The sequence below is a fragment of the Arthrobacter sp. 9E16 genome (assembly GCF_002929435.1).
GTDB lineage: Bacteria > Actinomycetota > Actinomycetes > Actinomycetales > Micrococcaceae > Arthrobacter_B > Arthrobacter_B sunyaminii.
Genome location: NZ_PJIU01000002.1, coordinates 1,141,662 through 1,153,756, shown reverse-complemented (window position 1 = coordinate 1,153,756; position 12,095 = coordinate 1,141,662). Strand labels below are relative to the sequence as shown.

Genomic DNA, 12,095 nt, shown 5'->3' with positions numbered 1-12,095 from the left:
AGGGGCCGGATCGACACCGATCCGGCCCCTGCCCTGCGTGGTGTCAGGCCTGTCAGCTAAAGGACTGACGGTGGGCCAGCACTGAGGCAACGTAGCCCCGTGTGTCCTCGAACATGCCGTGGGTCGTCACCGAGTACTGGCCCTGGTAGTAAGAGGCCACGGCATTCTCCAGGCTGTCGCTGGTGAGGAGCAGCGAGCGGATGATCGCCACGCCTGCGGTGGCGTTGTCATAGGGGTCAAGCAGGTTCAACTGGCGGCCCACCAGATCAGAGGCCCAGTCACCGGAGCTGGGAATGACCTGCATGGCACCGATGGCGTTGGCGGGGGAGACTGCCCGCTGGTCGAAGCCGGATTCCTGGAAGGAAAAGGCCATGGCCAGGGCGGGATCCACGCCCATCTGTGCGGCAGTCTGGGCAACAATCTGCTGCATGTCCGCCTGGCTGGGAACTGCCGTGTTGTTGAGCGCGTGCTTGTTCGCATTGGCGTCCGCAACCACGTGGTCCGGGTAGGTGTAGTGCAGGAAGGTGTTGGGAACCAGGTCCGCAGGAGCGGCTTCCATCGGCGCGCCGGACAGGGTTGTCACCTGACCCCCGGCGGAAAGGGCGACGACGTCGCCCGGGAACAGGACGGTGGAATCATCCATGCCGTTGGCGGCCATCAGATCTGACAGTCCCATGTTGTAGCGGGCGGCGATTCCGGTCAGGGTGTCGCCGGCCTCTACGGTGTGGGCTGCAGCCGGCGCGGCTGCAGCGGCAGGGGCCGCCGAAGGAGCCGTACCGGTGGAAAGGGAGATTTCCTGTCCCGGGCGGATGATGGAGGTCATGGTCAGGCCGTTGGCTGCCAGGACGCTGTCCAAGCTGACGCCGTGGTCCGCGGCGATGGCGCTGAGGGTGTCACCGGCTTGTACCGTGTACACCGAGGCAGCTGCGGCAGGAGCTGCAGCAGTGCCCGCTCCCGGCAGCCGCAGTTCTTCGCCGGCGAAGATCAGCGAGCTGCTTTGGAGGTTATTAACCCGCAGCACTTCATCCAGGGACAGGCCGTAACGGGCCGCAATGGAGCTTACGGTGTCTCCGGCTTCGATGCGGTGGGTAGCCGGGACACTGGACTCCGCCGGAATGGTGAAGGGAATCTGAGTGGCGAGCTGCGACGGGGCCACAACACCGGCCGTGGTGACGGCGGTCATGTTCTTGATGGCCTGGAGCGGCAGCTGCGGGAAGAGCGCGGCGTCCGGAGCGGCGGGGACTGCCTGTGCCGGTTCAGCAAGGGCGAGCGCCGACATCATGACCGCGGGAATGGCAGCGGTGGTCACGGCGACACTCAGTTTGCGGGGCATTCCCCTGGAAGCGGATCGGGGGGAATTGCTTCCCTGAATCGACTGTGCAGTCATAAAGGGTTGTTTCCTCATCTGTAAACGGCGCGGCCTCTACCGCAACTCGGGAAAAGCACTGCGTGCAGTGGTGCGAGTGTGACAGAAGTTATTTCTGTGACCTAAGCGAATTTACACTACGCAGGCTCAGAGCAGTACCTGAGTACCGGCTGGGCACCGATTTCGGTTCCACAACGTGTTCCAACTGGCCCGCGGACGGGTTCCCGTGGGAACCTAGGGGAGTGACTGAACTCGAGGAACTGGTTTCCGACTGGCTGACCCTGCCCGATGTGGCTGAAAAACTGAACGTATCCATTACCAAGGTGCACAGCATGCTCGAAGAGCGTGCGCTGGTGGCCGTACGGCTTGGCGACCGCAAAATCCGCAGCATCCCCGCCGCGTTCATTGACGACGGCGCTGTCCTGGACAGCCTGAAGGGGACCATCTCCGTGCTGATCGACGCCGGCTACAACGACGTCGAAATGGTCCGCTGGCTCTTTACGGCGGATGACTCGCTGCCGGGGCGCCCGGTTGACGCCCTGCGCGAGGGCCGGAAGACGGAAATCCGCCGCCGCGCCCAGGCCCTGGGCTGGTAATTCGGACGCTGAGCAATATTCGGACGCTGAGCAATATCAGACGCTGAACGACAAACAGCGGCTCCCGTTTTCACACGGGAGCCGCTGTTTGCTTAAGCCCCGGTTCCTGATCAGCCGGTCTGATCCGGCGCCCTGACCGGGAGGCCGGAGTTCTTCGAAGGGTCAGGCGGTCCGGGTCACCGCTGCATGTGCCAATGAGCGCAGGGCCGCCCGGGTGACATCATCGACGGGCATCTGATCGAGTGCGTCGAAGGCAGCGTGGGTGTGGCCCTCAATAAGGGTCTCCGTGGCGGCCAGCGCCCCCGAGTCCTCCATGAGGGTGCGCAGCCGGGCCACGCCGTCGTCATCCAGATCTTCCCTGCCCAAGCCGGCCGCAACGGCTTCCTGTGCTGAAGGCCCGCCCAAAGCCAAGGTGTAGGCGACCAGGACAGTGCGCTTGCCCTCCCGCAGGTCATCGCCGGCGGGCTTGCCCGTTTGTGCCGGGTCACCAAAGACGCCGAGGACGTCGTCGCGCAGCTGGAACGCTTCCCCCAGCGGCAGCGCGAACCGCGAGTACCAATCCAGCAATTCGGTTGTTGCCCCCGCCAGGGCGCCGCCCAGGGTCAGAGGATGTTCGGTGGTGTATTTGGCGGATTTGTAGCGCAGGATGTTCCTGGCCCGGACGACGGCACGCTCGGGCTCGTGCGTGGGTCCGACAACTTCCTCGAGGATATCCAGGTACTGGCCGGCCATGACCTCCGTGCGCATCCGGTTGAAGATGCGCCGTGCAGGTGTCCCGTGGGCTGCCTGGGCCCCCACTGCGGCGAACATTTCCTCGCTCAGCGACAAACACAGGTCGCCGGCCAGAATGGCGGCGGAGGAGCCAAAATGCGTTCCGTCCAGATGCCAGGATGCATCGCTGTGGGCCGTGCTGAACCGGCGGTGGACGCTGGGACCGCCCCGCCGGGTGTCGGAACGGTCGATGATGTCATCGTGAATCAGGGCAGCACTCTGGAACAGTTCCAAGGCGACGCCGGAGCGAACCGCCGGCAGGCCGAGTTCGGCTCCGCCGGCACCGCGCCAGCCCCAATAGTTCAGCAATGCCCGCAGGCGCTTGCCACCCTGGGCCAGCGCCGAGACGGCATCCAGCAGGGGAAGGGATTCCATGGACACTTCCTGAAGCACTGCCTGCTGTTCGGAAAGGAAAGCGTCCAGTTCCGCACCGAGGTGTTCACGGTACGAGGCCTGTTCCCGGGCTGCGTCACCTTCGGGTGAGGGAATATCTGTTGGCATGGCCGGGCCTACTTGGCTGACTCGGGGAGTGTGTTAATGCTGGCGGTGTAGAAGAAGCTGCCGTCGCGGGATACCACCGTCACGTTGGCTGTGTCATCACCGCCGGAACGGACAAACTGCTGCACGGTAGCCGGGTCCTGTACTTCCGGATCGGAGGGTGTGAAGCCCTGCGCGGAGAACGTCTTGGCGTAGAAGGCCAGGATCTCCGCGGTGGAGGAATCCGTACTGCCGCTCAGCGAAGCGGTGAAGAGGGTGCTGGTCTCCTCGAAGCTGGTGGTCAGCGCCGTGGATCCCGGGAGCAGGGGAATCAGATCCGTGGGAAAGCCTTCTGCAATAGCCCCGGAGGTGGAGGTTGCTGACGGGGTGGCCGTACTGCCGGCTGACGCCGAGGCCCCGGCAGAGGATGACGGACTGGCCGAGGTTGACGGACTGGCTGAGGATGACGGGCCGCTTGCCGAGGGGGAGGGCGCCGCGGTTGAAGAGGCCGAAGCGGAAGCTGTGCCGGTTCCGGCATCTGTTGTGTCTGAATCCGAGGTGCAGCCTGCAGCCGTCAGGAGCAGGGCCGCGGCGGTAAGGGCAATCGGGAGCTTTTTCATGGGTATCCGCATCTGATGGGAGGTCAGGATCTGGTCCCCAGTCTAGGCGAAGCACAAACGTCGGACCCGTTGTCTACCATGAAGGAGTGAGCAACGGCCCCAGCGAAAACCGCGACTGCACCATCATGCACGTGGACATGGATGCCTTCTACGTGTCGGTGGAACTGCTCAAGCGCCCCGAACTGGCCGGCCGTCCCATCATCGTGGGCGGACTGGGCGGCCGCTCTGTTGTGCTCTCCGCTTCCTATGAAGCGCGCCGCTACGGCGTCCACTCGGCCATGCCTATGTCCCAGGCCTTCCGGCTGTGTCCGCAGGCAGTCATCCTGGAGCCTCACCATGAGGATTACCGTGATGTATCGGGCCGCCTCATGGCCATCTTCGAATCCATCACGCCGCTGGTGGAACCGCTCAGCGTTGACGAGGCCTTTTTGGATATCGCCGGTGCCATGCGTCTGCTCGGTCCACCGCGGGCTATCGGAGAGCTGATCCGGAAGCGGGTGGCTTCGGAGCTCGGCATCACTGCCAGTGTTGGAATTGCGTCCACAAAGTTCGTGGCGAAGATTGCCTCCACCCGCTCCAAGCCGGACGGGCTGCTCCTGATTCCCCGGGATGAAACAGTGGCCTATCTCCACACCCTGAACGTCTCGGCTTTGTGGGGTGTCGGGGCAAAAACACGGGAATCGCTGGCACGGGTGGGTATTTCCACCGTGGAGGACGTGGCCCGCACACCTGTCAGTGTTCTTAAGCGCCTGCTCGGAGCCACCGGAGAGCATGTCTACGAGCTGGCCTGGGGGAGAGATCCCCGCACGGTCACTCCGGTGCGCCGGGAGAAGAGCATTGGAGCGGAAGAGACTTTCGCGCGGGACGTGTCCGACGATGAGACGCTGCATACGGAACTGCTGCGCCTGGCACACAAGACGGCAGTACGGTTGCGGGCGGCCGGGCTGCAGTGCCGCGCAGTGTCCCTCAAACTGCGCTATGCGGATTTTTCCACGCTGACCAGGACCCGGACCCTCCGGGAACCGGTGGACAGTGCTCAGTTAATCTATGAAGAGTCGCGGGCACTGCTGGCCGCTTTGGGACCGCGCCGAATGAGCGTGCGCCTGATAGGCCTGAGGACCGAACGGCTGGAGCCGGCTGAAGGCGCGGCGGTTCAGCTGACACTGGACGGCCGCGACGACAACTGGCGGTCCGCAGAAGACGCGCTGGACAAAATTAATGCCCGGTTCGGCGAACTTGGCGTCATGCCTGCCCGGCTTTTGGATCCCGCGCGCCGGGGACGTTCCGGCCGGACTTCGGGCCGGACGGGCCCGCCGCCGGAGGAAAGCAGCTAAGCCCTAGGCGGAATGGATCACGGCAGCGTCCCCACCGCTTTCCCCGGACCACATTGCCACCTATCCTAGAACGTAAGCACAACACGCGTTCTGCCCGGATTGTCGGTCCAGGTGAACTGCCCGGCCTAACCGGGGGATCACCTAAGGTCTCCGGGACGGCCGGCGGCGGGAACCGCCCCGGCACGGGGATCGTTGGTTGCTTGACATGGGTATTTCGGACCGCAAGGAGGCAGTAATGGCACTCTCGGAACACGAGCAGCGCTTGCTGGACCAGTTGGAGCAGCAATTACACGCCGAGGACCCCAAATTTGCCAATTCCATGGCAACCCCGGCAACCACGGGCATTTCAACCAGGCGGATTGTGCTTGGCGCGCTGGTTGCCATTGCGGGGATCGGACTGCTGCTTGGAGGCGTCGCCTCTGATACGCCGTTCAGCCTCGTTTTGGGCATATTGGGCTTCCTGGTCATGGGTGCGGGGGTTTACTACGCGACGACGCGCGGCAAGCGGGCCTCGCAGCCAAACTCGCCGGCACGCAAGAAGGAGCGCGAGACGAGTGCGCCGAAGAACTTTATGAGCAATCTGGAAAATAAGTGGGATGAGCGCAAGCGAGACCAGTAACCGGCGGGACGGGAGAGTCTGCTCCACTTCGCTCCCCGGACCGCACCACTCCAGAAAAAGACCCGCCCAGGCGGGTCTTTTTTTGTGGCTAAAAGGATCAAAGAACCCCGTCCCGGGACGCCCTCGGGCGTCCTGATCCTCCACCGAGCCTGATCCGCGTCATTCTGCGGAAGAAAAGGTCCGACGCGCCGCAAACCACGTGGCTTGAACGTTGACTGTGGAGTGAAGTGGAGTAAAGTGGAGGCCATAAGAGCGTAGGGGCAGTAAGGCAGGTGCAGCAGGAGGAACTTCTCCCAATTTGGACAGGTGGTGACTGATGTTCCTCGGGACACATTCACCTCGCCTGGACGAGAAAGGGCGGCTCATTCTGCCGGCAAAATTCCGCGAGGAACTGGCCGGCGGACTGGTCCTTACCAGGGGGCAGGAACGCTGCATCTACGTTTTTAGCCAGAAAGAGTTTGAACGGGTGCATGAGCAGATGCGGGAAGCTCCGCTTTCCTCACGCCAGGCACGTGACTACATTCGGGTCTTCCTCTCGGGAGCCTCAGATGAAGTCCCGGACAAGCAGGGCCGGATTACCATTCCGCCGGCGCTGCGGGCCTACGCCGGACTCGGCCGCGAATTGGCCGTGATCGGAGCAGGGACCAGGGCGGAAATCTGGGACGCCACAGCGTGGCAGACCTATCTGGAAGAGCAGGAAACGGCGTTCTCGGAAACCGACGAGGACACCATCCCCGGAATCTTCTAGACCGCTTGCGCGGTCAATGGCACTACCCGGCAGACACAGATCCAGCAAACCTAACCAAGTCAACCAACCACCACGCAGGGACCGGATGCAGCGGTTTCTTGCATGAGATCTCCAGCCGCCCCGCAAGGCCGGCACCTGACTTCACTTCCCCGGAGCCAGGCGCCGCAGCGTGAGGCGCGGATGGGGGTCTGATTCAAGAACTACGCCGCCGTCCCGGACGCGGAAGGACAGCAGATGAGCGAAGAACGCCCTACCGAGGAACGGCATGTTCCGGTGCTGCGTGACCGCTGCATTAATTTGCTGGCGCCTGCCATCGAAAAAGCCGTGGCGGACCACGGCAGCGCCGTGGTGGTGGACGCGACCCTGGGTATGGGCGGACACACCGAAGCCATGCTGGCACGCTTCCCGCAGCTGCACGTGATCGGCATTGACCGGGACCAGCAGGCACTGGCGCTGGCCGGAGCGCGCCTGGCGCCCTTCGAAGACCGCATCGATCTGGTGCACGCCGTGTACGACGAAATCGCCGACGTTGTCCGCGATTTGGGTTTTACCGGAATCGACGGAGCGCTCTTCGACCTCGGAGTGTCCTCACTTCAGCTCGATGAACGGGACAGGGGATTCGCCTACTCCTACGACGCACCGCTGGACATGCGGATGGACACCAGCCGCGGGCGCACCGCGGCTGACATCGTTAACAGCTACAGCGAAGCGGATCTGGTTTCCATCATCCGCAAGTGGGGTGAGGAAAAATTCGCCGGCCGCATTGCCTCGGCGATTGTTTCCACGCGCGCCGACAAGCCCTTCACCACCACGGGGGAATTGGTCGATGCCATCCGTACCGTGGTGCCTGCCGGCGCGGCACGCACCGGGGGACATCCCGCAAAGCGGACCTTCCAGGCGCTGCGGATCGAGGTCAACGAAGAGCTGGACGTCCTGGAACGTGCCATTCCCGCGTCGCTCTCGGTCCTGAACCTCGGGGGCCGGGTGGTGGTCATGTCCTACCACTCGCTGGAAGACAAGATCGTGAAGGGTGTCTTCGCAGCCGGTGCCCGGTCTTCCGCACCCAAGGGATTCCCGGTGGAACTGGAACAGCACAAGGCGCAGCTGTTGCGGCTCACCAAGGGGACTGAAGTTCCCACCGACGAAGAAATCGCCGAAAATCCCCGTGCTGCCTCCGCGAAGCTGCGGGCCGTGGAACGGATTCGCATCGCTACCGACGGGGCAGATTCATGACGCAGGTACAGACCCGGCCCCATGCAGAGAGCGCCGCACACCGCCGGACCACGCACGGCAACACCGCCAGGGCTCTGGACTGGAGCCCGGCACCGGCTCGGCAGGTACCGGTTCGTCCGGCACCCGCCGCTCCCGCCCCGCGCCGGAGGACTCCGCTGTCAGTGGTGCCCGCAGTGCGGCGCCGCCGCCGGGCCCCCGTTGTCATTTTCTGTTTCATTGCGCTCATCCTTGGATTGGGAGCAGTCCTGCTGCTGAACATCTCGGTTTCCAGCGGCCAGTACCAACTGGTCCAGCTGCAGAACGAGCGCACGGAACTTGCCCAGCGCAACGAGGCATTGACCCAGCAGCTGGAGAACCATCAGGCTCCCCAGGTACTGGCAGCCGAAGCCGCTGAACTGGGGATGGTGACTTCGTCCACGTTTGGAAGCATTGATTTGCAGACGCTGGCTGTGACAGGGGATCCCGTCCCGGCGGAGGAAGTCGAAGCACTGCCCGCCCTCATTCCCGCCCCCAATGTGCTGACGCAGCCGGTTGCCCCGGCCGTGACAACCACGGAGGCAGAGGCAGCACCAGTGGCCGAGTCGGCAAGGGCGGCCGAAGAACGGGAAATGGCTGGAGCAGAACAAACCGCCGGTGAAGCTGAAGCGGAACCGGCGCCCGCATTACAGGAAGCGGATCTGAACGGCGGAACCATTCCGGTTCCGGTCCAGAGAAGCGGACAATAGGTTTAGATTTACTAGGCAGTGACGAGGATACGTTGTGGCAAAAGTGCAGGACCCCGCGAAGGGGAACCACAGAGTAGCCGTCGTTACAGGCAGGCTCAGGACTGGGTTGATCCTAGCCCTGGTTCTGCTGACAGTGGTCAGCGTGCGCCTGTTCCAGGTGCAGGCCGTCGATCCTGAGGGGATGGCGGAAACTGCAGTCGCGGAGCGGCTGCAGACCAGAGCGGTGCCGGCACTGCGCGGCAGCATCCTCGATTCCGAGGGCAACTATCTCGCCCGCAGCGTGGAGCGTTTCGACATCGTGGTGGATCAAACCCTCTCCCACCCCTATGCGGAGGAACAGGAGTACGCGCGAAGCACTTCCGAGGGACAGGAAGTTGTTTCCTTCGACCAGGCCTTCGAGGAGCTTTCGGCGATTCTGGGGCAGGACGCCGAAACCCTCCGGAGTTCGGTACTCGGGGATGCCAGCTTTAATTTCGTCGCCAAGACCGTGACTCCGGAAATCAAGGACAAGGTCCTGGCCGTCAAGTTTCCCGGGATTTACGCAGACCGCACCACCCTGCGCACCTATCCGTCCGGTTCGGTGGCCGGATCGATTGTTGGATTCCTGGGAACCGACGGCCCGCAGGAGGGCATGGAGCTGACCCAGGATGACGTCCTCGCCGGTGAGGCAGGCAGCAGGACGTACGAAATTGGCGGCGACGGTATCCGCATTCCGTATGCCACCAACGAGGACGTCCCCGTGCGGGACGGAGATTCCGTCAAACTCAGCATTGACCAGGACCTGCAGTGGTTCGCCCAGCAAACCATTGCGAGCCAGGTCCAGGAGTACAACGCGGATTGGGGAAACGTGGTGGTCGTGGAGGCCAAGACCGGCCGCATCATCACGATGGCCGAATCCACCACAGTTGATCCAAACGATCCGGGCCAGACACCGGCGGAGTCCCGGCAACCGCTGTCCGTGACCGTCCCCTTCGAACCCGGCTCCACCACCAAGGTCATCACCATGGCGGCGGCACTGGAACAGGGAATCATTGATCCGCTGTCCCGGTTCGAGATTCCGTCCACCTATACGGTCGACGGGCAGACGTTCAAGGACGCCTTTGACCACGGCACCGTGCACATGACGGCGGCGGGCATCCTGACCAAGTCCATGAACACGGGCACGGTCATGATCGGGCAGCAGCTCACTCCCCAGGAACGCTATGACTGGCTGAAAAAGTTCGGCATCGGCGAACCCCTGAACGTGGGCCTCAACGGTGAAACGGTGGGACTGCTGGCTAAACCGGAGGAATGGGACGGCAGGCAGCAATACACTGTGCTCTTCGGCCAGGGCCTGGCACAGACCGCTCTGCACACGGCGATGGTCTACCAAACGATCGCGAACGACGGCGTCCGGCTGGCACCGAGCCTGATCGACAGCTACATCGGAGCCGACGGTACGGAAACTGCCGCCGAAAAGGCAGAGTCCACCCGGGTGGTTTCGGAAGAGACCGCCCGTGAAGTCCAACACATGCTGGAGACCGTCACAGCCGAAGGTTCGGGCAAGGGAGGCGCCCTGGACCAGTACCGGGTGGGGTCCAAGACCGGTACTGCCGAGGCACCGGGAGCCAACGGTGGATACGACGGCTATACACTCTCCTATGCTGGTATTGCACCCATGGATGATCCGCAGTACGTCGTGGTGGTGACGCTGCAGCGGCCCGAAGGTTCCCTGCAGGTCCTGGACCCCGGCAAGACCTTCAAGAAGGTCATGCAGCAGGTCCTCACCACCCGAAATGTGGCGCCGTCCTCGTCGGAACCGGAGCTGTACCCCGTGGAGTACTGAAACCGGCTGCGCGTCGCCGGGCAAGCACCCAGACGGCCGTCCGTATCGGACTGATCTTTTTCGAGTACCACGTCAATTTTTCTGGAGCAGTGCAGTGCCTACAAATGATCAAAGCAATCCGCAGCCGCAGGGGAGCGGAATGCGGCCGTCAGCAGTTCAGCCGGTGTCCCTGCGGGCAGCAGCGGACTCGCTCGCAGCGGCCGGCCTGCCCGGCGTTGAGCCCGCACGCGCGGCAGATGGGGAAGCGGACATCATGCTCACCGGGCTCACGATCAACTCCCGTGAGGTCCGGGCCGGCGACCTGTACGTGGCGCTGCCCGGTGCCCGCCATCACGGCGCCCGTTTCGCTGCCTCGGCGGCCGAAGCCGGAGCGGCGGCGGTGCTGACCGATGAAGAGGGAGCGCGCCAGCTGACGGAGCTGCCGGTACCTGTTTACGTGACCTCCGACCCGCGCCGGCTGGTGGGTCCGCTGGCCGGGGTAGTGTTCGGCAGCAGTCCGCAGGGCGGCAGTGGTCTCACGCTGTTCGGAGTCACGGGAACCAACGGCAAAACCACCACCACCTACTTCATCAATTCCCTGCTCAGCGCCCTCGGCAAGAGAACCGGCCTCATCGGAACCATCGAAATCCTTGCCGGCGGAGAACCCATCGCGAGCACCCTCACCACACCGGAATCGCCCCAGGTGCACGGACTGCTCGCCCTGATGCGTGAAAAGGGCCTGGACGCAGCCGCCATGGAAGTGTCCTCGCATGCCATTTCGTACCGGCGCGTTGACGGCGTCGTTTTTGATGTAGCCGGATTCACCAACCTCACCCAGGACCACCTGGACCTGCACGGATCCATGGAAGAGTACTTCGCGGCCAAAGCCGCCCTGTTCTCACCGGAACGGGCTCAGCGGGCCGTTATCTGTGTGGACGATGAATGGGGCGAGCGGATGGCCGCGGCGGCTCCGGTGCCGGTCTGGACGCTTGCCACGCGCGACGGCGGCGCCGAAGCTCGCTGGCGGGTCACCGACGTCGTCCGCGACGGGCTGGGCCACCGCTTTGTGCTGCGCGGCCCCGACGGAGCCGTTCTTCGGGCGGGAACCGGACTTCCCGGGACCTTCAACGTCTCCAACGCCGCACTTGCCGCCGTCATGGTCCTGGCCTCGGGCGTGGAGATCGAACAGCTCCAGAACGCGCTGGACCGCAGCGATCCGTTCACTGTCGAAGTTCCGGGCAGGATGCAGCTGGTGGGAGAAGCGCCGGCCGCAATTGTCGACTTTGCCCATAATCCCGATGCCCTGGCCCGCACCCTGGAATCCGTGCGCCGGGAATCCCAGGGCACGGGCGGATCCGCGCCTACCGGCTCCGAAAGCGGGGAAACCCCGCCGCGCGTCATCATTGTCTTTGGCGCAACCGGACAGCGCGACCAGTCAAAACGGCCGCTGATGGGAGATATTGCCGCACGGCTCGCTGACGTGGTGATCGTCACTGACGATGACCCCCACGACGAGGATGAAGCCGCTATCCGCGCCGATGTCCTGGCCGGAGCACGCGCCGCCCGGGAGCGCGGCGCACTGGCGTGTGAAATCCTCGAGGTGGCGCCGCGTGCTGCGGCCATAGACCGCGCCGTGGCGCTTGCCCGCCCGCAGGACACGGTGCTGGTCGCCGGCCGGGGACATGAAGTATTCCAAGAAGTAAAAGGAGTGAATTTGGCCCTCGACGACCGCGTTGAACTACGGCAGGCTTTGACACGGTACGGATTCCCTGTGCTGTCCGGCGACGGGGTAGAGTCCTAAA

The 12,095-nt window shown here is 63.9% G+C and carries 11 protein-coding genes; 8 read left to right on the top strand and 3 right to left on the bottom strand.

Features of this window, described 5'->3' with window-relative positions:
* Positions 1-52: 52 nt before the first annotated feature.
* Entirely contained in the window at positions 53-1,333 is a 1,281-nt protein-coding gene (locus tag CXR00_RS12080) for a LysM peptidoglycan-binding domain-containing protein (protein WP_258060408.1), read from the bottom strand.
* 275 nt (positions 1,334-1,608) lie between these two features.
* Here CXR00_RS12080 and CXR00_RS12075 point away from each other — a divergent pair, with 275 nt between their 5' ends.
* A complete protein-coding gene (locus CXR00_RS12075; RefSeq protein ID WP_104054705.1) occupies positions 1,609-1,962 on the top strand; it encodes an Rv2175c family DNA-binding protein in 354 nt (117 codons plus the stop codon).
* 162 nt (positions 1,963-2,124) lie between these two features.
* Here CXR00_RS12075 and CXR00_RS12070 read toward each other — a convergent pair whose 3' ends face one another.
* On the bottom strand, positions 2,125-3,234 hold the full coding sequence (locus tag CXR00_RS12070) for a polyprenyl synthetase family protein (protein ID WP_104054704.1): 1,110 nt from the start codon (positions 3,232-3,234) through the stop codon (positions 2,125-2,127).
* An 8-nt stretch (positions 3,235-3,242) separates the two neighbouring features.
* Positions 3,243-3,830 (bottom strand): hypothetical protein, encoded by a 588-nt coding sequence (locus CXR00_RS12065; RefSeq protein ID WP_104054703.1) that lies wholly within the window; start codon positions 3,828-3,830, stop codon positions 3,243-3,245.
* Between the two features lie 86 nt (positions 3,831-3,916).
* Between CXR00_RS12065 and dinB the strand changes: the two genes are divergently transcribed.
* The 7 genes from dinB to CXR00_RS12030 all read left to right on the top strand — a co-directional run bounded on the left by dinB (position 3,917) and on the right by CXR00_RS12030 (position 12,094).
* Complete coding sequence (gene dinB / locus CXR00_RS12060) at positions 3,917-5,164, top strand: DNA polymerase IV (protein WP_258059943.1); 1,248 nt, start codon at positions 3,917-3,919, stop codon at positions 5,162-5,164.
* A 235-nt stretch (positions 5,165-5,399) separates the two neighbouring features.
* Entirely contained in the window at positions 5,400-5,783 is a 384-nt protein-coding gene (locus CXR00_RS12055) for a DUF3040 domain-containing protein (protein ID WP_104054702.1), read from the top strand.
* A 316-nt stretch (positions 5,784-6,099) separates the two neighbouring features.
* The gene (gene mraZ, locus CXR00_RS12050) at positions 6,100-6,531 is read left to right on the top strand and encodes a division/cell wall cluster transcriptional repressor MraZ (protein ID WP_104054701.1); all 432 of its coding nucleotides are present in this window, start codon (positions 6,100-6,102) and stop codon (positions 6,529-6,531) included.
* A 234-nt stretch (positions 6,532-6,765) separates the two neighbouring features.
* On the top strand, positions 6,766-7,764 hold the full coding sequence (gene rsmH / locus CXR00_RS12045; RefSeq protein ID WP_104054700.1) for a 16S rRNA (cytosine(1402)-N(4))-methyltransferase RsmH: 999 nt from the start codon (positions 6,766-6,768) through the stop codon (positions 7,762-7,764).
* Positions 7,761-8,489 carry a hypothetical protein gene (locus tag CXR00_RS12040; protein WP_104054699.1) on the top strand — a complete coding sequence of 243 codons (729 nt, stop codon included), beginning with the start codon at positions 7,761-7,763 and terminating at the stop codon, positions 8,487-8,489. The genes rsmH and CXR00_RS12040 overlap by 4 nt, the downstream gene beginning before the upstream one ends.
* 106 nt (positions 8,490-8,595) lie before the next feature.
* Positions 8,596-10,314 (top strand): penicillin-binding protein 2, encoded by a 1,719-nt coding sequence (locus CXR00_RS12035; RefSeq protein ID WP_258060407.1) that lies wholly within the window; start codon positions 8,596-8,598, stop codon positions 10,312-10,314.
* Positions 10,315-10,453: 139 nt separating this feature from the next.
* Positions 10,454-12,094: a UDP-N-acetylmuramoyl-L-alanyl-D-glutamate--2,6-diaminopimelate ligase gene (locus CXR00_RS12030; protein ID WP_104054698.1), complete on the top strand. Its 1,641-nt coding sequence runs from the start codon at positions 10,454-10,456 to the stop codon at positions 12,092-12,094.
* Position 12,095: the final 1 nt, after the last annotated feature.

What these genes read in the sequence shown, in the direction of transcription:
- CXR00_RS12080 (WP_258060408.1), bottom strand. Translation starts at nt 1,333, where the DNA reads ATGCCCCGCAAACTGAGTGTCGCCGTGACCACCGCTGCCATTCCCGCG.
- CXR00_RS12070 (WP_104054704.1), bottom strand. Translation starts at nt 3,234, where the DNA reads ATGCCAACAGATATTCCCTCACCCGAAGGTGACGCAGCCCGGGAACAG.
- CXR00_RS12065 (WP_104054703.1), bottom strand. Translation starts at nt 3,830, where the DNA reads ATGAAAAAGCTCCCGATTGCCCTTACCGCCGCGGCCCTGCTCCTGACG.
- CXR00_RS12055 (WP_104054702.1), top strand. Translation starts at nt 5,400, where the DNA reads ATGGCACTCTCGGAACACGAGCAGCGCTTGCTGGACCAGTTGGAGCAG.
- mraZ (WP_104054701.1), top strand. Translation starts at nt 6,100, where the DNA reads ATGTTCCTCGGGACACATTCACCTCGCCTGGACGAGAAAGGGCGGCTC.
- rsmH (WP_104054700.1), top strand. Translation starts at nt 6,766, where the DNA reads ATGAGCGAAGAACGCCCTACCGAGGAACGGCATGTTCCGGTGCTGCGT.
- CXR00_RS12040 (WP_104054699.1), top strand. Translation starts at nt 7,761, where the DNA reads ATGACGCAGGTACAGACCCGGCCCCATGCAGAGAGCGCCGCACACCGC.
- CXR00_RS12030 (WP_104054698.1), top strand. Translation starts at nt 10,454, where the DNA reads ATGCGGCCGTCAGCAGTTCAGCCGGTGTCCCTGCGGGCAGCAGCGGAC.